The sequence below is a fragment of the Candidatus Pelagibacter ubique HTCC8051 genome (assembly GCF_000472605.1).
In the GTDB taxonomy this organism is placed as follows: domain Bacteria; phylum Pseudomonadota; class Alphaproteobacteria; order Pelagibacterales; family Pelagibacteraceae; genus Pelagibacter; species Pelagibacter communis_B.
Map to the genome: position 1 here is coordinate 857,849 of NZ_KI421440.1, position 21,812 is coordinate 879,660.

The 21,812-nt window shown below is 33.6% G+C and carries 22 protein-coding genes; 13 read left to right on the top strand and 9 right to left on the bottom strand.

What is annotated here, in order from left to right:
• Positions 1-8: 8 nt before the first annotated feature.
• The 6 genes from F754_RS0104720 to F754_RS0104745 all read right to left on the bottom strand — a co-directional run bounded on the left by F754_RS0104720 (position 9) and on the right by F754_RS0104745 (position 5,734).
• Positions 9-2,162 (bottom strand): ABC transporter permease subunit, encoded by a 2,154-nt coding sequence (locus F754_RS0104720; protein WP_023648767.1) that lies wholly within the window; start codon positions 2,160-2,162, stop codon positions 9-11.
• 3 nt (positions 2,163-2,165) lie between these two features.
• Positions 2,166-3,197, bottom strand: a complete 1,032-nt coding sequence (locus F754_RS0104725) for a betaine/proline/choline family ABC transporter ATP-binding protein (RefSeq protein WP_023648768.1) — start codon at positions 3,195-3,197, stop codon at positions 2,166-2,168.
• Between the two features lie 63 nt (positions 3,198-3,260).
• Complete coding sequence (locus tag F754_RS0104730; protein WP_023648769.1) at positions 3,261-3,812, bottom strand: hypothetical protein; 552 nt, start codon at positions 3,810-3,812, stop codon at positions 3,261-3,263.
• A complete protein-coding gene (locus tag F754_RS0104735) occupies positions 3,813-4,190 on the bottom strand; it encodes a hypothetical protein (RefSeq protein WP_023648770.1) in 378 nt (125 codons plus the stop codon). It lies immediately after the preceding gene.
• Between the two features lie 32 nt (positions 4,191-4,222).
• A complete protein-coding gene (locus F754_RS0104740; RefSeq protein WP_023648771.1) occupies positions 4,223-4,708 on the bottom strand; it encodes a hypothetical protein in 486 nt (161 codons plus the stop codon).
• Between the two features lie 75 nt (positions 4,709-4,783).
• A complete protein-coding gene (locus F754_RS0104745; protein WP_023648772.1) occupies positions 4,784-5,734 on the bottom strand; it encodes an ABC transporter substrate-binding protein in 951 nt (316 codons plus the stop codon).
• A 109-nt stretch (positions 5,735-5,843) separates the two neighbouring features.
• On the opposite strand from F754_RS0104745, the gene gcvT reads away from it, so the two are divergent.
• Positions 5,844-8,171, top strand: a complete 2,328-nt coding sequence (gene gcvT / locus F754_RS0104750) for a glycine cleavage system aminomethyltransferase GcvT (RefSeq protein ID WP_023648773.1) — start codon at positions 5,844-5,846, stop codon at positions 8,169-8,171.
• Positions 8,172-8,519 (top strand): hypothetical protein, encoded by a 348-nt coding sequence (locus F754_RS0104755; protein WP_023648774.1) that lies wholly within the window; start codon positions 8,172-8,174, stop codon positions 8,517-8,519.
• Positions 8,520-8,551: 32 nt separating this feature from the next.
• Here the strand turns inward: F754_RS0104755 and sucD are convergent, their stop codons facing one another.
• The 3 genes from sucD to F754_RS0104770 are packed head-to-tail and all read right to left on the bottom strand — an operon-like array spanning position 8,552 to position 11,545.
• Positions 8,552-9,439: a succinate--CoA ligase subunit alpha gene (gene sucD / locus F754_RS0104760; protein ID WP_023648775.1), complete on the bottom strand. Its 888-nt coding sequence runs from the start codon at positions 9,437-9,439 to the stop codon at positions 8,552-8,554.
• 4 nt (positions 9,440-9,443) lie between these two features.
• Positions 9,444-10,604 carry a malate--CoA ligase subunit beta gene (locus tag F754_RS0104765; RefSeq protein ID WP_023648776.1) on the bottom strand — a complete coding sequence of 387 codons (1,161 nt, stop codon included), beginning with the start codon at positions 10,602-10,604 and terminating at the stop codon, positions 9,444-9,446.
• On the bottom strand, positions 10,604-11,545 hold the full coding sequence (locus tag F754_RS0104770; RefSeq protein ID WP_023648777.1) for a CoA ester lyase: 942 nt from the start codon (positions 11,543-11,545) through the stop codon (positions 10,604-10,606). The genes F754_RS0104765 and F754_RS0104770 overlap by 1 nt, the downstream gene beginning before the upstream one ends.
• Positions 11,546-11,689: 144 nt before the next feature.
• Here F754_RS0104770 and F754_RS0104775 point away from each other — a divergent pair, with 144 nt between their 5' ends.
• The 11 genes from F754_RS0104775 (at position 11,690) to F754_RS0104825 (ending at position 21,810) form a co-directional block, all read left to right on the top strand.
• Entirely contained in the window at positions 11,690-13,018 is a 1,329-nt protein-coding gene (locus tag F754_RS0104775) for an FAD-binding oxidoreductase (protein WP_023648778.1), read from the top strand.
• A 114-nt stretch (positions 13,019-13,132) separates the two neighbouring features.
• Positions 13,133-14,602, top strand: a complete 1,470-nt coding sequence (locus tag F754_RS0104780) for a glutamine synthetase family protein (RefSeq protein ID WP_023648779.1) — start codon at positions 13,133-13,135, stop codon at positions 14,600-14,602.
• Positions 14,603-14,632: 30 nt separating this feature from the next.
• Complete coding sequence (locus F754_RS0104785) at positions 14,633-15,577, top strand: glutamine amidotransferase (RefSeq protein ID WP_023648780.1); 945 nt, start codon at positions 14,633-14,635, stop codon at positions 15,575-15,577.
• Entirely contained in the window at positions 15,565-16,419 is an 855-nt protein-coding gene (locus F754_RS0104790) for a GXGXG motif-containing protein (RefSeq protein WP_023648781.1), read from the top strand. The genes F754_RS0104785 and F754_RS0104790 overlap by 13 nt, the downstream gene beginning before the upstream one ends.
• Positions 16,419-17,828, top strand: a complete 1,410-nt coding sequence (locus F754_RS0104795) for an FMN-binding glutamate synthase family protein (protein WP_023648782.1) — start codon at positions 16,419-16,421, stop codon at positions 17,826-17,828. Before F754_RS0104790 ends, F754_RS0104795 begins: the two co-directional genes overlap by 1 nt.
• An 8-nt stretch (positions 17,829-17,836) precedes the next feature.
• The gene (locus F754_RS0104800; protein ID WP_023648783.1) at positions 17,837-18,250 is read left to right on the top strand and encodes a hypothetical protein; all 414 of its coding nucleotides are present in this window, start codon (positions 17,837-17,839) and stop codon (positions 18,248-18,250) included.
• A 125-nt stretch (positions 18,251-18,375) separates the two neighbouring features.
• Positions 18,376-19,776: an ammonium transporter gene (locus F754_RS0104805; RefSeq protein WP_023648784.1), complete on the top strand. Its 1,401-nt coding sequence runs from the start codon at positions 18,376-18,378 to the stop codon at positions 19,774-19,776.
• 12 nt (positions 19,777-19,788) lie between these two features.
• A complete protein-coding gene (locus F754_RS0104810) occupies positions 19,789-20,013 on the top strand; it encodes a hypothetical protein (protein WP_023648785.1) in 225 nt (74 codons plus the stop codon).
• 61 nt (positions 20,014-20,074) lie between these two features.
• A complete protein-coding gene (locus F754_RS07800) occupies positions 20,075-20,227 on the top strand; it encodes a hypothetical protein (RefSeq protein WP_023648786.1) in 153 nt (50 codons plus the stop codon).
• 15 nt (positions 20,228-20,242) lie between these two features.
• Positions 20,243-21,127, top strand: a complete 885-nt coding sequence (locus F754_RS0104820; protein WP_023648787.1) for a glutamine amidotransferase family protein — start codon at positions 20,243-20,245, stop codon at positions 21,125-21,127.
• A complete protein-coding gene (locus F754_RS0104825; RefSeq protein ID WP_023648788.1) occupies positions 21,127-21,810 on the top strand; it encodes a protein glxC in 684 nt (227 codons plus the stop codon). Before F754_RS0104820 ends, F754_RS0104825 begins: the two co-directional genes overlap by 1 nt.
• Positions 21,811-21,812 lie beyond the last annotated feature (2 nt).

Sequence of the window (21,812 nt, forward strand, 5' to 3'; positions counted from 1 at the left end):
TTTTAATCTTAAATTATTCCAAGATGTTTTTTTCTTTGATCTACCCAAGTTCTAATTAGATTATCAAAGATTAATCCTATAAATGCAACGCAGATTCCTAAAGTAAGTCCTATGCCAGCACCTTTTTTATCGGATAAGGCTTTTAAAATATATTGTCCTAAATCTTCTGTACCAATAAAAGCACCAATAATTACCATAAATAGAGCAAAAACTATGGTTTGATTTAGTCCAAGCATCATATGTGGAAAAGCTAGTGGAAATTCTATTTTAAATAATCTTTGAAATTTTGTTACACCTGACATTGTCGCTGCATCATGTAATGCTGCTGGAACACTTCTAAGACCCTCAATAGTATATCTTGTTGCAGGTATGGTTGCGTAAACTATCACTGCAATTAATACAGATGTATCTGTTATTCCAAAAAGCATCATTACAGGTATTAGATAAACAAATGATGGAAAAGTTTGAAAAATATCACAAACTCCCAACATGAAACTTGCTGAACTTTTATTCTGAAAACACAAAGTACCAACTGTAAATCCGATTATACAAGATATAATAACTCCAAAAGTTGCCATGTAAGTTGTAACTAAAGCTCTATCCCACCATGGGCTTAATGCTATAAATAATGTTAATCCGCAAACAACTAAAGCAGAACGAATACCACCTATTATATATCCTGCTCCTACTACTAAAACTAAAGTCGCTACAGCAGGCATTCTTAAATATAAGGCACGCATTGGCTGAAGCACATCTACAATTAACCACGTGTTAAATGCTTTTATATATACAAAGAAAGTATCAAAAATCCAATCAACACCTTTATTCCAAAAATCTGCTGTTGATATACCTTTGTTGTGTGGAACTTCGAAAAGATAATTATACCCATCTTTAAAATAAAAAGATCCTAAGTATGCAAACAATATACCTAATACTACTGCTGCACTAAAAAATAATATATTTTTATGACGTTGAAAAAATGTTAAGTTACCAAAATAATCAATTTGCTTATTAGCCCAAGCTAAAGACATTTTATCTAAAAGTATTGCAATTAAACTAATACATAATCCAGCCTCTAACGCTAATCCAATATTTAACTGATTTAATGCTAACAATAAATTAAATCCTAAACCTTTTGCACCTATAAAAGCTGAAATAACCGCCATTGAAAAACAAACCATGATAACCTGGTTAACTCCAATCAAGATATCTCTTCTAGCTGTTGGAATTAATACTTTAGACATCAATTGCCAATTACTACATCCGCTCATTTTACCTGCCTCAATAACCTCTGGAGATATTCCTCTAAGACCTAATAAAGTTAATAGTATCATTGGTGGAACTGCAACAACCATGGTTATGATTACGGCCGCATGATCGCCCACTCCAAAAAGAACAATTGCTGGAACTAAAACTGCATATTGAGGCATTGTCTGCATCACTAAAAGTATTGGATACAAAGCTTTCTCAACTCTTTTACTTTTAAATGCTGCTACGCCTAAACCTAACCCAAAAATAAATGATAATGGGGCTGCCACTAATATAAAAGAGAGTGTTTGCATTGAAGGTTTCCATTGACCAAAAATGGAAATATAAATCATTACTAAAGCAGCAAATAATGCAAGTCCTTTACCGCTAAGTTTATAAGCCAAAATTGTTGCGCCTGCTGCTACGATTGTCCATGGTAATCCTGGTAATTCTGCCCACGGATTTGCATCGATCCAATCCCAACTCGAAAATGCAACAATAGTATTAAGCCCACCTAATAAAATTTCTCTTATTAATTCAATGAGAAAAGTCATAAAAGAGGTAACATTTCTTGTGATTTGCAACACTAAGGGACGTGTTTTAAATTCTTGAGTATCTTCGTTCCAAAACTCTATTGGCATCCACTCATTCATTAAGAAAAATAAAGAGTCATTTATCCAAATAGGGAGCCACCCAAGAAGTGGTGGTAATCTCCAAAACACATCAAAAGCATAATATCTTACTTCTTTACCAAATAAAACGTAGGAACTTTGGTTTGGGTCTTTAATAAATTCTGCTTGTCCCCTTATAAATTTGTATGTTTCAGGAACATCAATTGCAAAGCAAAGTGCAAAAAATACAATTAATAAAAATAACCACTGAAATAATTTGGGGTATTTTTTAATCAATTCCATAATCTAACTGTTATTTTTACGTCCCCCAAAAACTGTATTGATTATTTTTGATGGATTGATAGAGCCTATAATTTGATTATTTTCGTCTACTACAGTTACTGTTTTTTCTTGAGTAAGAATTTTTTCCGCAACATTTTCAATGATTTCATCTTTGGAAACTTTCAAATCGCTTAAATTATCGTTAGTAGTTGCATCCATAACATCTTCGATTAGTAAAACTTTTTCTCTAGGAACTTCTTCTGTAAATTTCCTCACATATTCTGTTGCTGGATTTAAAACAATATTAGCTGGTGTATCTAATTGCTCAATAATGCCATCTTTCATAATCGCAATTCGATCAGCTAGCTTTAGAGCTTCATCAAAATCATGAGTAATAAACATAATTGTTTTTTGTAATTTTTCTTGAAGTCTTAAAAACTCATCTTGCATTTCTTTTCTAATTAATGGATCTAGTGCTGAAAAAGGTTCATCTAAAAACCATATGTCTGGTTCTACAGCTAATGATCTAGCAATTCCTACTCTTTGTTGTTGACCTCCTGAAAGTTCTCTTGGAAAATAGTTTTCTCTTCCGTCAAGACCAACCAATTTTACCATTTCCATTGCTTTACTAATGCTTTCTTCAATTTTAATCCCTTTAATTTGAAGTGGAAAAGCAATGTTCTCTACAACTGTTTTGTGAGGTAATAGAGCAAAGCTTTGGAAAACCATTCCCATTTTATTTCGTCTTAGATCAATTAGTTCTTTGTTATTTAACTGAAGTAAGTTCTGACCTTCTATAAAAATCTTTCCACCTGTGGCATCTGTTAATCTGGAAATACATCTTAATAAAGTTGATTTACCTGATCCAGATAAACCCATAACAACTAACATTTCTCCTTTTGAAACCTCAAAAGAAGCATTATTTACGCCTACAATGCATCCATTTTCTTGAAATGTTTTTGCATCTACATTACCATTTGCTTCATCAAGCATTTTTTTGGCATTTTCACCAAAAATTTTATAAACACCCTCACATTTGATTACTGAGTCAGACATAAACTGTAAACAGGTTATACGAAATAAGAATAAAATAAAATCGATATAATTTGTTTTTCCTCCTTAAAAATTTTTAATAAAATAAACTCTTGTATCAATACCTGTGCTTAAAAAACTTAAAGCTTCGCCACTTACGGTAATCGTTTCATCTACACCAACATTTTTTCCACTTACCACAAATCCTGCAAAACATTTGTTTTTTTCTGTATCCCATTTAACAAACGTTTCACTAATTTTATTACCATTCATCATATATAGCTCATGAGCTCTAAAATTTAGAAAATTAGCTCCCATAATTGCACGCTGTGGAATAAGTTTTGTAGCATTACAAACCTTTTTGTATACTTCATCGGTTAATCTAAAGTGATCAGTTCCATCAAAAGATACTAAAATACCTGAGGGAAGACTTGAAATTAATTTATCTAGTTTTCTTGCTTGGGCTATTCTTTCCTCTTCAATTTTCATTTTTGCAACTAACTCATCACCTTCACCAAAAATATTGTTCAAGACAGCAAAGGATAATATTACAATTATTATCATTACCACTAACCCACCAAATTGTTTGGTGGTTTCTGGTAACTCTTTTATTTTATGAAAATAATTTTCTTTTAACATCTATTCTTGTAACTTTCCATTTATCCATATTCCTGTTATTTGTTTTCCATCAGTCCAAGTAAAAGTTCCTTTTCCATTCATAAAACCATTGTCCCATTGTCCTTCATAAGTTGAACCATCAGGAAAATTTAAAGTTCCTAAACCACTCCACATACTATCTTTAAATTCACCTTTATAGATATATCCATTTGGCCAGGTTTCAGTTCCTTGACCATGTTTTTTTGTTCCAACCCACTCACCTTCATAAGTTGTTTTATCTGTATATACCCATTTACCATAACCATTTTCACAATTACCTTCTTTACATCCAGTGCTTCGAGCTAAGGCTGAAGATGTAATTAATAAACCAAAAATTATGCTAATTAAATATTTTTTCATTTTAACACTTTACACAAAATTATTAAAAAAAATTAGACTTTTTTCTCCTTTTTACTGCATGAATAAAATGAAATATCTTTTTCAGAGTTTTCACTTTTAATATTTTTTGTAATTTCATGAATTAATTCGCCAGAATTTCTATCTATGATAGCTGACTCAGAATAATTTTGTTTTTGATCGATTGCTTTAAATAAAACTACATCTTTATTTACAATTTTAACATTTAGTCTATCTGATTTTGAAAGGAACAATGACAATCCTTTTATAAAAAGTTTTTCAGGTTTAATTGCTTCAATCTCAAATTTATCTAAACCTTTTTCATTTAAGTCTTTAGCTAAAAAAGTTTGATAATTATATTCTGAATTTTTAATTATTTTTTTATCTAAATCACATTTAAAACTTAAATTAATACTCTCTTGAATATTTATATCCTGTGCTAATGATAAATTAATAAAAAATAAACCAAGGAACGAAAATAAAAAATATTTTAATGTAAAATTAATTTTTTTTGTAATCATAAAAAAATGAAACTTTAAAAAAAAATCCCCCCCAACTTTGTTGGGAGAGATTTGTTAATTTATTACAACTTGACCTTAATGATCGTGTGTAAACTCTTCCCACACTTTCTTGTTATCAGCTAACCATTTTTTAGCTGCATCTTCATGAGTCATTTTGTCAACGTCAACTAAAGCTGCCATTGCACCAATTTGACTTGTAGAGAAAGACATTTTCTTAAATGCTTTAGCCGCTGCAGGATGAGTTTTTGGAAAATCACCATTTACAGCTTTTTTCAAATAACCATCTGGCGAGCCACATTTACCGTCACCACCATCTTCTGGTCTACAACCAGCAGTGTATGGAGGAAAGTCTATAAATGTAAAACCAGCACCATCTGTGAAGTTTGGTGTCCAGTTAAAGATAATTGTTCCTCTTCCTTCTTTTTCAGCAGCTGATAATTCTGCCCAAAGCGCATCAGCACTTCCAGCAAATTTAACCATCCAAAGATCTCCTAAACCTAGAGCATCAACCCTTTGTGGTATTAAATCTCCATGCCAAGTTTGTGGACCTTCAAGCATTCTTCCTTTTCCACCTGAGTCAGGTGTTACAAAATTCTTCGCACATGCTGGATTTTTTAAAGCAGTCCAATCTGGTAAACCTGGGCACAACCCTTTTTCAGTAACCCAGTTAGGATAACCCATATCCTCTAGAGTTCTTGCTTCATGATCACCCCAATCAAGCAAACCACCTTTATCTAGAGCTGTAGTAAATGATTTACCAAAAGCAGATTCCCATACTTCATGAGAAATAGATACGTCACCAATTCTAATTGACTCGTATACTGCTTGTGAGTCAGCATTTACATAACTAACGTTGTTTCCCATACTTTCAAATATTCCACCAATAACATAAGCCATTACAATTTGGCTTGACCAGTTATGAGTTGGAATAACGATGGGTTTTTTGCTATCTGCTGCATTAGATACTCCTGTAAAACTTACTACAGAAATAATCAGAGCAGATATTAATGATGTTATTTTTTTCATTTTTTCCCCTCTATTAATATTAATGCTCAAAGTATGTTATGAATTAAACTTCTAGTCAACTCGTTTTGATTGGAATAAACTTATATAAAATATATATAGTTTTGGTAAAATGTTAGGAACTAGTAACGAAATTAGAAATCCAGGTTTAAGAACTTTACCACCAGGAGTTGAAAGATATTTTGTTAAAGGTGGTGGTTTATCTGTAATAGAGGTTTATCCAGAAGATAAAATTGAAATCATAAACGACGAGGGTAAACAAATTTGTGAAATTATAGTTTTTAACAATCAAGGGAAACCAGATTTATCAATTCTAAATTTAAAAGAAAATGCTAATGCAGAATTTTCTAAAAGAGTAGTTGCAAAAGATGAAAAAATTAAAAAGATTTTTAAAAAAAGAAATTTAGATCTTCATAAAGCTAAATCATCAATTATGTTTGAGGAAGATTGTTTGATGGGTGAAAAAATAACTCTTTCATCAAAAGATAAGTGTTTTATCTTAATCGCTGCTCCAGGTGATCCATTAAATGTTCATGAACAAAATCCACCAACTGATTTAACTATTTTTATTTATAGAGCAAAATTTTCAGAAACAGATGAACAGTTTATTTTACCTGACCCTTTAAGTGATCCATTAGTTGAACAGCTTGTTAAAAGAAGAACCGCAGAAACATATGAGGTAAAAGCTGGTGAATATATTCAAATTATTGATACAGGAGGAAGGCAATGCTCTGATTTCTTGGCTTTTGACACCCATAAATTAAATGATGGTATTGAAAGTATAATTGACGATAAGGCAACAAGAACATTTATGGGGAGTGCTTATCCTGGTCCAGGTTTGTTTTCAAAATTTTATGATGGAAATCATGAAGCAATGGTTGAGGTTGTGAGAGACACTGTTGGAAGACATGATACATTTAATTTAGCGTGTACTTCTAAATACTATGAAGATCTTGGCTATATGGGCCATATCAATTGCACTGATAACTTTAATAATGGATTAGAAAAATATGACATTAATGCCAGAAAAAGCTGGTCAGCAATAAATCTTTTTTTTAATACTGGGATTGATGCAAACAATATAGCTACATTTGACGAACCATGGTCTAGACCAGGTGACTATGTTTTGTTTAGAGCTTTAAAGGATTTAACATGTATATCATCAGCCTGTCCATGTGATGTAGATGCTGCTAATGGCTGGAACCCTACTGATATATTTGTTAGAACTTATGCAAAAAATAACAAGTATTCAAAAGCTATTGCATTTAGAATGAAAACAGACTCAGAACCAAAACTAACACAAGAAACAGGTTTTCATAAAAAAACATCTGAACTAACTAGAAACTTTGTAGAATATAAAGGTTTTTGGTTAGCAAATAATTTTACTAATTCAGGAACAATAAAAGAATACAATGCTTGTAGAGAAAGTGCTATCGCAACTGACCTTTCTCCTCTTAGAAAGTTTGAAATACTAGGTCCTGATGCTGAAAATTTAATGCAATACACTTTAACTAGAAATGTTAAAAAATTATCAGTGGGTCAAGTTGTCTACACAGCGATGTGTTATGAAAATGGATGTATGTTAGATGACGGTACTCTCTTTAAATTTGGACAAGATAATTTTAGATGGATTGGTGGGGATGAGTACAGTGGAGAGTGGTTAAAAGAACAAGCTAGAAAGAAAAATTATAAAGTATGGATAAAATCTGCAACTGATCATATTCATAATATTGCTGTTCAAGGTCCTAATAGTAGAAAAATTTTAGAAAAATTTGTATGGACAGCTCCTATCCAGCCATCAATAACTGAACTTGAATGGTTTAGATTTAATATTGCGCGAATTGAACATGAAACAGGAACCCCTATTGTTATTTCAAGAACTGGTTACACAGGCGAGCTCGGCTATGAAATATGGTGCCATCCAAAAGATGCCAATGAAATATGGAGTAAAGTTTGGGAAGCTGGAAAAGAATTTGAAATAACACCTTTAGGATTAGAGGCTTTAGATATGGTTCGTATTGAAGCTGGTTTAATTTTTTATGGTTACGAATTTGATGATCAAACAGATCCTTTTGAAGCTGGAATAGGTTTTACAGTTCCTTTGAAAACTAAAGAGGATGATTTTATTGGTAAAGAGGAGCTAATTAAAAGAAAAGCAAATCCACAAAAAAAATTAGTAGGCTTAGAATTAATTGGTCACGAACCTGCTGTTCATGGTGACTGTGTTCATGTTGGTCGTGCACAAATTGGGATAATAACTAGTGGAATGATATCTCCTAAACTTGGAAAAAATATTGCTTTATGCAGAATAGATGTAAAATATTCCGAAATTGGAACTGATGTTGAGATTGGAAAATTAGACGGGCATCAAAAAAGAATTGGTGCAAAAGTTGTATCTTTTCCTTTTTATGACCCAACAAAATCAAGAGTTAGAGCATAAATGAAAGGAACAAAAGATTTATTGGAATTTTGGGAAGATCAAGTGAGGCACTCTCATAGTTCCAGTAATTATTTTTTTCGAAAATCTCCGTCACATTATCACATGATGTTGTTGGTTATGAATTCATATAGACAGGGTGAAAAGTTATCAGTTGAAGAGCTTAAGACAAAATTATTTAAAACTTCTAGACCTAAATCAGCATTAATAATTAATGAGGCATGTGAAAATAATTTTTTTTATTTAGAAAAAACTTCGACGGATCAAAGAAAAAAAAATATCAAGCCAACTGAGTCATTTGTTAAAGAATTTGATGAATACATACAAAAATTAAAAAATTTAGAACTTTAAATATTTACTGTAGAAGTAATCGTAAGATTAATTTATTTACTATTTAAGACTTGCTTAACCGTTTCACCCATAACTGATGGATTTTTAGAGATAGTTACACCACATTCTTTTAAAAGTTCTACTTTCTCAACTGCACTCTCTCCATAGGCTGAAACTATTGCACCAGCGTGCCCCATTACTCTGCCTTTAGGTGCAGTTAAACCTGCTATGTAACCTATTATTGGTTTTTTCATATTTTCTTTTGCAAATTCACCTGCCGCAACCTCTTGCGGACCACCTATTTCACCAATCATTAAGATTGCATCCGTTTCTTCGTCAGTTTCAAATTTTTCAATAATATCTCTAAATGAACTACCATTTATTGGATCGCCCCCAATACCTACACTTGTTGAAACTCCAATATTTAAATTTTTTAACTGTTGTGCTGCTTCATACCCCAATGTTCCAGATCTGCTAATAATTCCAACTCGACCCTCCTTATAAATGTGGCCTGGCATAATTCCTAACATTGACTTACCAGGACTTATTATTCCTGCACAGTTAGGTCCAACTAAGGTCATTTTTTCTTTTCTAGAATATCTACGCATATATCTTTTAATCTTAATCATGTCATGTGAAGGAATTCCATCTACAATAGCAACACATGTTTTGATACCTGCATCAGCAGCCTCCATTGCAGAGTCTGCAGCAAAAGCAGGGGGAACAAATAAGATTGATGCCGTTGCCCCAGTATGCTTAACAGCATCTTTTACTGTATTAAATACAGGTTTATCCAAATGTTTTTGGCCACCTTTCCCAGGTGTAACACCTCCAACAAGATTAGATCCATACTTTATCATTTCTTCAGCATGGAAAGTTCCCATTTTTCCAGTAAACCCTTGAATTAAAATTTTTGTCTCTTTGTCAATAAATACTGCCATCTGATTACTTTAATGCTGCAACTGCTTTATTTGCTGCATCCTCTAATGTATCTGCTTCAATGTATTTTAATTTACTATCTTGAAGAATTTTATTTCCTTTTTCTACATTTGTTCCAGCTAACCTTATTACCAATGGAACATTGATTTCAATTTTTTCAAGTGCCTGCACTATTCCTTCTGCAACCCAATCACACCTATTTATTCCTGCAAAAATATTTACTAAAATTACTTTAACTTTCTTGTCCATTGTAATTAGCTTGAAAGCTTTAACTATTTTTTCAGGGGTTGCCCCTCCACCAACATCAAGAAAATTAGCTGGCTCTCCTCCTGCCAATTTAATCATATCCATAGATGCCATAGCAAGACCAGCGCCATTTATGATATTTCCAATATTTCCATCTAAACTCACATAATTTAAACCTCTATCAGATGCATAAACTTCTTTCTCATCCTCTTGAGTTTTGTCCCTTAATTCTGAAACTTTATCTCTTCTAAACATTGCATTATTATCAAAACTCATTTTACAATCTAAAGCTAAGATTTGTTTTTGTTTTGAGATAACTAATGGATTCACCTCAACCATCGTGGCATCTAATTCGCTGAATGCTTTTGCACATCCAACAATTGTTTCTGATGCTCTTCTGATTAACTCTGGTTCAATACCTAATCCAAATGCAAGCTCTCTTGCTTGAAAGTTCTGGATACCAACTGCAACTTCAATTTTTGATCTAATAATTGACTCTGGTTTATCTTTTGCAATTTCTTCAACACTCATTCCTCCTTCTGTTGAAGCTACAACCATTATACTTTCAGAACTTCTATCGAAAACTAGCCCAAGATATAATTCTTTTTCAATATCTGTTGCTTCCTCAATATAAATTCTATTTACTATTTTGCCCTCAGGTCCTGTTTGATTTGTTACAAGTTTTTTTCCTAACAATTTATCAGTTGCTTGAGCAACTTCTAAAGGAGAATTACAAACAATTACTCCACCCGCTTTTCCTCTGGCTCCAGAATGAATCTGTGCTTTAACAACCCATTTCGATCCACCTATTTCTCTTGCTTTATTTTCAGCAGTTTCCGGACTATAAACAATACCTCCTCTTGGTATTGTTACTCCAAAACTGGATAAGATTTCTTTTGCCTGATATTCGTGTATATCCATTATTTATTTTTATTAATTAATTTATTAATATTCACAACATTCTCAGCCATTCTAGCTGATGCTGCATCAATCATTCTGCCATCAAGTTGAGCTGCACCTTTGCCTTCTTTAGCTGCTTTGTCTAACTCTTCTAAAATTCTTTTAGCTTTAGTAACTTCAGTTTCTGGGGGTGAAAAAACATTATTAGCAAGTTCGATTTGTGAAGGATGAATTGCCCACTTACCTTCTATACCAATTGCTGCTCCCCGTTTTGCAGCAGCCACATAAGCATCAGGATCATTAAAATCTCCAAATGGTCCATCTATTGCTCTAAGCCCATAAGCTCTACAAGTCATTACTAATTCTGATAATCCATGGTGCCACTGATCTCCAGGATAATCAGGATTCAATCCTCCAATAACAACCGTTCTAGCTCTTAAACTAGCAGCATAATCTGCCACACCAAAATGCAAAGCCTCTAATCTTTCACTAGATTTTGCTATCTCTTTTATATTTGACATTCCTAAAGCGGTTTCAATTAAACATTCTATTCCAATTTTATTTTTTAAATTTTTATTTGTCTCTATTTGTGTCAACAAACAATCAACCATATATACATCGCTTGCAGTTCCAGCTTTAGGGACTAAAATTGTATCAATATTTTCGCCTGCTTGTTCAACAATTTCTATCAAATCACTATACATATAATGTGTATCTAAACTATTAATTCTAACTGAAATTGTTTTTCCGTTTTTTCTCCAATTCATTTCATTGAGAGCTTTAATTACATTTGATCTTGCTGATATTTTATCGTTTGGAGAAACTGCATCTTCTAAATCTAAAAAAATATAATCAGCTGTAGAACTCAAAGCTTTTTCAAACATTTTTGGTGAAGAGCCTGGAACTGCAAGTTCGCTTCTTTGCAATCTAGATTCAGCCGGTTTATAATATTGATGGCTCATGATTTATAAATGCTATGTTTATTTTGGTACTATTTAAAGCTTATTTTTTATATCCATTTTAATTGTATGATTTATATATATATTTTTTAGTACTATAAATAATACTTTCACTGTCTATTCATTTTGTTACTAATAATATCAATTATGACAAAATTACCAAATAAAGCAAAAGTTGTTATTATAGGTGGTGGTATTCATGGTTTAAGCACAGCGTGGAAGCTATCAGAAACTTACAAAAATCCAGGTGACATAATAGTTCTTGAAAAAGAAGATATAGCAGCAGGTGCAAGCGGTATTGCTTGTGGTGTTGTTAGAAATAATTATTTTCAACCAGCTATGAGAGAATTAATGGCTCATTCAGTTTCTGTTTGGGAAAGTGATCCTAAAGCTTTTAAGTATAATGCAGTCGGATACCTGCAAATCTCACCAGAAGTAATGCATGAAGATGTTGCAACAATTTATGAACAACAAAAAGCTATTGGATACGAATCAGAATTTATTGAAGGTGAAAAAGATTGTATGAATTATATGAAGGGTATGTTTGATGATTGGCAGGCTCAAGGAATCACATCTGTTCTTCATGAAAAAAAAGGTGGATATGCATTTAACAAGGATTCGATTAAAGCTCTTGAAAATAAATCTACTTCAAATGGTGTTCAAGTAATGAAAGGTGTAACGGTAAACGGATTTAAAAGAGGCAGTAATAGTAAAGCTGTAACTGGAGTTGAAACTAATAAAGGAACTATAGAGTGTGAACAGGTAGTTATTGGAGCAGGTCCGTGGGCTAGAGATTTTTGGAATATGTTAGAACTTCCTAAAACTGCAAACATCAAAGGTAAAGATGGTAAAATGCACGAAACTGATATGTGGACTTATTGGATGCTTCAAGAAGGTGTGATTGGTGTTGAGCCAGACTTTTTAAAAATGAATAATGGAGAACAACCTCCAGTAATTCACGTAGACTCAACTGCACCATTATATTCAGACAAAACGAAAAAATTAATTACAGATAAAATTTGGGGAATTTATTATAAACCTGATATTGAAGGTTTGGGTGTTCAAGGTGGAACTTCACCTTACATAGTTGATAAACATTTTGATAAAGTTAATGTTGATCCATACGGTTTAGACTCTCCCGAGTTCCAAACTACTGAAGCCTTTAATGATATGTGGTGTTCTGCTTTAGCTCATTGCCAGAAAAGATTTGAGGGAAAATCTGACTTGTACAGAAAAGGTCCATCAGGAGGTCTTGGATGTATGACTCCAGACTCATTTCCAATCTTTGATAGATTTTTAGAAAATGTTTACATGATTGCAGATGCTAATCACGGTTATAAAATGATTGGTGTTGGGGAGCTTGTTGCAAAAGAAATTCTAGGACAAGAGAGTGATTTATTGAAACCTTTTAGATACAACCGTTACGAGAAAGGTGAGCTTCACCCTACATCGAACAGTCCGTTCCCCTGGAGCTAATTCATAAACACTACTTATAAAAATTATATATAATTATTATAATCAAGTCTCCTAGACACTATAATATTTTTCAGTTAACGTTCGCTATAAAAAATTTCATTAAAGGGGAATAAAATGACTGACCTAGAAAAACACGTTAACCAACCCGGTAGAGCTAAACTAGTTAAACAAGTTAGGGCAAAAATTAATGAGCTTGGTATCGAATATATTTTTTTTCAATTTATATCTGTTACAGGTAGAGTTGTTGGTAAAGGAATTCCAACAGATCATTGGGAAAGAACGTGTGAAAAAGGTTTTCAATTAGTTTATGGAGCTACTGCAAACTTATTTACAGATCGTCATGGTAATTATATTGGTTACGGACCTGAAGCAAAAGAGCTAGTAGGTATCCCCGATCCAGAAACATTTTGCCAACTTCCCTGGGACAAAAAAGTAGCAAGAGTATTTGTTACTTGTTTTAGAAATAGAGAAGAAAGAGAAAACCCAGGCGCTCACTTAACATCTGATTGTCGGGGTAATTTAAGAATTCACGCTCAAGAATTTAAGAAAAAACACGGCTATCAGTTAAGAGTTGGAACTGAACCAGAAATGATGTGGTTAACTAAAAATGAGGATGGCTCTCCAACTGGTAAAGGTTTTTCTAAACCATATTGCTATCACATAGATCAATTTGAGTCTTTAAGACCAGTTTTCATGAAAGTTTTTGAATATGCTAGAGCAATGGGATTTGACATGATCCAAGGAGATCATGAAGATGCTCCTGGACAACTAGAATTAAACTGGATGTATGATGATGTTTTAAGAAATGCAGACAGGCTTTCTACTTACAGACAAATTTGTGCTCAAGTAGCTAGAGAATTTAACTTAATTGCTTGTTTTATGACCAAACCTTTTATGGGTGTGTCTGCAAGTGGTTGTCATACAAATATGTCTTTATGGAAGGGTGGAAAAGATAAGATTAATAAATTATCTCATAAATCTTTACCTGCTATGGATGAAGTATTTACTTACGTAGAAGGTGGAACAAACACATTTATGCCAGACACCAAAGATGTTCAGCTACCTGGTAAAGTTGGCTTAAAAGCAATTGGTGGTGTAATGAAACATTTAGGTGCTTTAACTGCAATTGGATCTTCAACAGTTAATTCTTACAGAAGATTATGGGACACTGGTTTTTGGGCGCCAGTATATGCAGACTGGGGATATCAAAATAGAACTTGTGGATTGAGAGTATCTGCACCTGGAAGATTTGAATACCGTTCAGTTGATTCAATGCATAACCCCTATTTAATGGGATCTGGATTACTAAAATGTTTTGATGATGGACTTACAAATAACATCGACCCAGGTAAACCTGAGTCCAGAAGTATGTATGAGGCTCAAGCAGCTGGTAAAGAAGTTAAAAAATTACCTTTGAGTCTTGGTCAAGCACTTGATCGTTTAGCTGAGGATGAAGTTATCAAATCAGCTATGCCAGATGAAATGTATAAAGTGTTTCATTGGTACAAAAATGATGAATGGGAAAGATTTTTAGGAGCAACAACTCAATGGGATCTGGATACTTATCTTGATTGTCTACCATAGGTCTTAAATTAAATAGAAGGGGTAAAATATATGTGTGGAATTGCAGGTTTAATTCATAGAGGAAAATCTTCAAATGTTGGAAGCGAACTACAAGGAATGCTTCAAGCATTAAAACATAGAGGTGAAGACTCAACAGGTTATGCTTTGTACGGTGATACAGATGGTAAAAATTTTATTATGCGTTTCAAAGTTGGAGAAAATGTTGGTGAAGGAAGTTCGTCTGTTATGGAAGATGTTTCTGTTTATGATGAAAGAAAAAAAATTGTAGATCAGTATTTAGCTGAGATGGGTGCAAAAGTTTTAAAAGAAGAAAGAACTTTACCCTATTCTCTTAGATATGAAATTTCTTATGATAAAAAAGATCTATTAGATTTCTCTCAAAAAATTGAGAGTATTCCAGGTGTTGAAATCCTTTCAATGGGTAAATCATTGGAAGTAATTAAAGATTTAGGGAATGCGAAAGCAGTGTGTGACCGATACTCTTTAGATAAACTTGTTGGCACTCATGCAATTGGTCATGCTAGAATGGCAACAGAGTCTGGGGTTGATATTAAATCAGCTCACCCTTTTTGGGGATATCCTTTTAGTGACGTATCAGTGGTACACAATGGACAACTTACAAATTATTGGAATAATAGAAGACAATTAGAAAATAAAGGCATGAGATTTATGTCTGAATGTGACTCAGAATTAATTGCAGTTTATATTGCTCAAAAAATGAGAGAGGGAGCAAGTCTTGAAGAAGGTATGAGAGACTCTTTAACAGGACTTGATGGGGTATTTACTTATTTTGTTGCAACAAAAGATTCATTAGGAATGGCAAAAGATACAATGGCTGCAAAACCATTGGTTCTTTACGAGTCAGATGATTTAGTTGCAATGGGTTCAGAAGAAATAGCGATCAGATCAGTTCTTCCACAAGAAATTGATACATATGATCCATTTGATGGAGAGGTAAAAGTATGGCAAATATAAAAACAGTTGAAAAAAAATCAAAAGCCCAGTCAATGGGTATGCACACTGAAGTTTTAACAGGAAGAACTCAACAAAAGTTTTTTAACCCTGATGAGGCTGAAAACTTTTATTATTTTGGAACTTATGATGTTGATTTTAACAAAAGAACAGATCTTGATGTTAAAGACATGTCAGCTCCAGAAGCTAATAAAGAAATAGATAATTTAATGAGCCAAGGGTATGGAACAATTGTTATCAAAAACCCTCAAGGAAAACACAGTTTGGGTGTCGGTATTTTAAATAAATTGAACTTAATTTTTGAAGGAAGTTTAGGTTATTTTGGTATGGGTTCTTGTGATGGTCCTACTGTAAGAATTAACGGTAGAGTTGGTTGGTCTTGTGCTGAAAACTTAATGGCTGGAAAAGTTGTGATCGAAAAAAATGCAGGATCTTGTTTTGGTGCAGCTATCAGAGGTGGAGATTTAATTTGTAAAGGTAGTGTTGGTGCTAGAACTGGTATTGATATGAAAGGTGGAACTATCATTATTGGTGGAGATGCTGGTGCATTTACAGGTTTTATGATGCAAAGAGGAAGAATAATTATTCTTGGTGATGTAGGGATAAATTTAGGTGACTCTATGTATGATGGGACAATTTTCATAGGTGGCAGCATTGGTTCATATGGTAGTGATGCTGTAGACTCTGAACTTACAAAAAGCGACCAAGATTGGTTAAAAAGAAAATTAAAAGTTGCTGAAATTGGTGAAAAGTTTGATGTCAGCAAAATGAAAAAAATTGTAGCTGGTAAAAAATTATGGAATTACGATAATTTAGAACCTACAGAGAAGAAAGGAGCAATTTAATGCCTAAGAAAAAAACTAAAAAGAAAAAAAGTAACGGAAGCGTTGGTGGAAAAGCTGATGTACACACCTATGAAGAAGGAAAAAGAAATAAAAGTTTATTAGGTCATAACGCTATTTTTACTCCTGAAGTAATAGACGATATTCATATTAAAGCTCAGTTAGGAAGATACAGAATGCGTGGAATGGCATTAATGAAACCAATTCCAACATTTGATGATTTAGTTTTCTTACCAGGAACACTTACAAGATTTGTAATCGAAGGATACAGAGAAAAATGTGAAACTAAAACTGTCATTGGTCCAAGATGTGAAAACCCAATTGAATTAGATATACCTGTTTATATTACCGGTATGAGTTTTGGGGCACTCTCATATGAAGCAAAAACTGCTTTAGCAAGAGGAGCTACTATGGCTGGTAGCGCAACTTGTTCTGGAGAGGGTGGGATGATACCTGATGAAAGAAGATATTCTGAAAAATGGTATTATCAATGTATCCAATCAAGATATGGATTTAACCCTCATCATGCTCAACTTGCAGATGGAATTGAAGTATTCATTGGTCAAGGTCAAAAAGTTGGAATGGGTGGTCACTTAATGGGTCAAAAAGTAACTGACCAAGTAGCTGAAATGAGATCATTACCATCAGGTATTGACCAAAGATCACCTGCACGTCACCCTGACTGGTTAGGTCCAGATGATTTGGCTTTAAAAGTTGAAGAATTAAGACAACTAACTAAAAATAAAGTTCCAATTCAGTTAAAACTAGGTGCGTCAAAAGTTTATGATGATGTTCGTATGGCTGCGAAATGTGACCCTGACTCTATTTATCTAGATGGAATGGAAGGTTCAACTGGAGCCGGACCTCACATTGCTGCTGCAAATACTGGTATCCCAGGAATTGCTGCAATAAGAGAAGCAAGAAGAGCTATCGATGATGTGGGTAAAACTGGAAAAGTTACTTTGATCTACGCTGGTGGTGTAAGAGATGGTGCTGATATGGCGAAAGCTTTAGCTTTAGGCGCTGATGCAATAGCAATTGGTACTGGATCAATGATGGCTTTAAACTGTAACAAAGACATTCCAGAGGCTAACTTTGAAAAAGAAATGGGTGTAAAAGCTGGAGAGTGTTATCACTGTCATACTGGTCGTTGTCCAGTAGGTGTTGCAACTCAGGATCCAAAACTTAGAGCGAGATTAAATCCTGATGCTGCTGCATTAAGAGTATATAACTATCTTCATGCAATGACATTAGAAGCTCAACTTTTAGCAAGAGCATGTGGTAAAACTAATATCCACTCTCTAGAGCCAGAAGATTTAGCTGCATTAACTTCAGAAGCATCTGCTTTAGCAAAAGTGCCATTAGCAGGTACTAACTATACAGTTGGTGTTGACAACTATCACAAAATATAGAGGTAAACATGGCTAAGAAAAAAACTAAAAAAATAAAAACCTCAAAAGCTGTTAAAGATCAACAATTAGGAAAAAAAAAAGAAACAGCTAGAGAGAAAATGATCGGTCAATCTATTGGTTATAGATATGATGTTAATCTTCTTCCAGACTATACGAAAATAACTCCTTTTCTAAAAAAATATGTAGAAGCTATGGGATGGGATGATTTGAATTGGTTAGAAGATGTTCATATGGGATATGAAGAAGGTAGGCCTGCTGTATTCTGCAGAAATGCAAATGGTTGGGTAACTATTCCAAGTTCAATTAAACTTCCAAACAACCAACAAGACAGAGATATGATTGCGAGAGAACTTTTAGTGAAGTTTCAAATGTCTCCAAAGCACCCTCTTGTTGATTTGAAAAAAGCTTACTTAAAATTCTAATTACACAATCAGTAGTTGATATTTAATTAAAAACTCAGTGTTCACACTGGGTTTTTACGTATTCTTTATTTGTAACGAATCACAAAATTTTATAGGGTTTCAAAAACTAATATGGGAGAGAGAAAATGACTGATCAGTTAGGCGCTCTTACAACTATATTTACAGAATTTTACTACTGGGTAACAGTGGTACTGATGTTTTTAATTCACGTCGGTTTCTGTATGTATGAGGTCGGAGCTTCTCGATACAAACACCATCAACATACTCTTATGAAAAATACAATGCTGATACCATTGGTAACAGTAACCTGGTTTTTCTTTGGTTGGTGGATTTACTGGGCATTTCCGACAGGACCTGGAATTGCACCTTCAATAATGACTGAAAGTACAGCGTTGATTACTGACGATAGTACTTTTAGTGCTAAATGGTATTTAGCAAACTCAGAGTTTATGGCGGTCAATTTAGGTGATCACATAAGTGGTGTTTTCTGGGCTGCATTTTTACTATTTTCATGGACAGCTGCTTCTATTGTTTCAGGAGCGATCATTGAAAGAATTACAACTTTTGCATTTGGAATTTTAGCAATTGCAATTGGATCTGTGTTTTGGACAATTGATGCTGCTTGGGGATGGCACTTTGATGGATGGATGCTTAAAATTTTAGGGTACCATGATGCTTATGCGTCAGGAGTAATTCACGCAATCGCGGGTGGATTTGCTTTAGGTGTTCTAGTGGTTTTAGGACCAAGAATTGGAAAATTCTCATCAAGTGGTGAGCCAAGAAACATAGGACCAAGAAATCCTTGGCTAGTTACGGTTGGATTATTTTTAATCTATACTGGTTTCTGGGGATTCTATGCGGCATGTAATATACCGATATTTGATCTTGGACCTGAGTATGGAATGGAAGGTGTCACTTACTGGACAGCTACAAACATATATGTAACCCCTACTACACTGAGTGGTATAACCTTTAACTTCCTGATGTCATTGTCAGGTGGATTATTGGCTGGATATGTGGTCGCCAAAGGTGATCCTTTCTGGACTTACTCTAGTGGACTAGCAGGTGTCATCTGCGCTTCAGCTGGAAATGATTTATATCATCCAATTCAAGCAATGATCATTGGTATGATCGGTGTTGTGATTGCTTACAAACTACATTACTGGGTTGAACGAAAGTTCAAAATTGATGATGCAGTTGGTGCAGTAGCAGTACATGGTTATGCTGGTTTTGTTGGCCTTGTGATTTGTGGATTTGTTTTAAATGGTTATCCTGCATCTGGATACAGTGTAGGAGCTATGTGGGACGGTTCAACTTATGCATCAATCAATCCATTGGGGCAATTCTTAGGAGCAGTTATAATGTTCGGTGTTCTAGGAATGTTACCAGGCTATATCATAGCTAAAGTGCTACATGGAATGGGTAAATTAAGAATCCCACGTGAAGTAGAAATAGCTGGATTAGACTATGAAATGATGGAGTCTGCTAAAGAAGATGAAAAAGCAGTTTCATCAGCAACCAGGTAAAGGAGGAAAAATATGGCTACAGTTACAAACTGGATAGATCATTTAAGTGCGAAGGAAGTTGTTGGTGCAGTTTATCCGGGAGCTGGATCCACTGAAACTTTACTGGTTATTCTTGGTATAGTGATCTGGATCGGTTGGCATGTCATTACTAACAAATCTGAAAGTGAAGAGCTTTCAAGATTAGCTAAGAAAAGACATAGTGCAAATGATCATAAAAGCAACATTACCGATTGGTAATATAAAATAAAAATTTGGGCGCTACTTAATTGTGGCGCCCTTTTTTTTTAAATTATAAAATATGGATAACAAAGAAAAAAATGAAGAATTAAGACCTACCAAAATGAGAGGGGTGGCTTTTCCAAAAGCCAAGTATGGAGTTATAGCGGCTATTATCATCATTGTAGTAGTTAATCTTATCTACTATAAAGATTTTTTATTATCATTAATTTAACTTAACTAAAAACTTATGTGTGGAATTGTTGGCATTTATCTTAAAACAAAAAAGTTTGAAAAAAGTTTAGGTAAAATGTTATCAGGCATGCTGAACAATATGGAGTCGAGAGGTCCTGATAGTGCGGGTTTTGCAATTTACAAAAATGAAAAAAAAGATATTTTAAAATATTCTCTGTGTATCAATGATCTAAACTTTAAAAAATTTAAAAAAGATATTTCTAATAAAATTAAAAAAATAGAATTGAGTCAACATGCGGACCATGTAATTCTTAAAACCTCAATTGAACCTAATATTATAATTAAAATTATTAATGAGGATTTTCCTGAAGTTTCTATAGTAGGTTACGGAAATTCTATAGAGATATTTAAACAAGTTGGAAATCCAAAAGATGTAGTAAAAAAATTTAAACTAGACTCATTTAGTGGCACCCATGGAATAGGTCATACAAGAATGGCAACAGAAAGTGCAATTACAACTGATGGATCACACCCCTACTCAACTGGAAAAGACGAATGCCTAGTACATAATGGTTCTTTATCAAACCATAATAATTTAAGAAGAGATCTTGTAAAAAAAGGAAATATTTTTAACTCCGAAAATGATACAGAAGTTGCAGCAGGTTATGTATCTAATAGTTTATCAAATAAAAAATCATTGAAAGACACTCTCACTTCAGGCTTAAAAGATTTAGATGGTTTTTATACTTTTATTACTGGAACTAAAAAAGGATTTGCAGTTGTTCGAGATGAAATAGCTTGTAAGCCTGCTGTAATAGCCGAAACGAAAAACTATGTTGCGATCGCCTCAGAATTTCAAGCAATGGCTCATTTGCCAGATGTAAATAGTGCTAAAATTTTTGAACCAGAGCCTGGTATAGTTTACTCATGGGGAAATTAATGAAACTTGATCTTAAAAAATTAAAATTAAGAAATGTTAATGAAAAGTTACAAAACTTAGATCGAAAACAAAATGATCGTAATTTCATAATTACAAACCCTGAGGGTAATCACGCAGTTTGTGCTGGATTAACCGAAGAAATGAATGTTAATATTAAAGGACATGTAGGATATTACTGTGCTGGCATGAATCAAAAAGCAAACATTGTTATTGATGGCAATGTAGGCACTGGAGTGGCTGAAAATATGATGTCTGGTAAAGTTCATGTTAAAGGAAATGCTTCTCAATCAGCTGGTGCTACCGCTCATGGCGGGCTATTAGTAATTGATGGAGATGCAAGTTCAAGATGTGGTATTTCCATGAAAGGGATCGATATTGTTGTTAAAGGGTCTGTTGGACATATGTCTGGTTTTATGTCTCAATCAGGCAACATGGTGGTATGCGGTGATGCTGGTGAGGCATTAGGTGATAGCTTGTATGAAACAAACATATATATAAAGGGGAAAGTTAAATCACTTGGTGCAGATTGTGTTGAAAAAAAAATGGATAAAAAGCATATTAAAAAACTTAACTTACTTTTAAAAGAAGCAAATATAAAAAATTATAAAGCTGAAAGTTTTAAAAGATATGGATCGGCAAGAAAATTATATAACTTTAAAATAGATAACCTATCGAATTATTAATT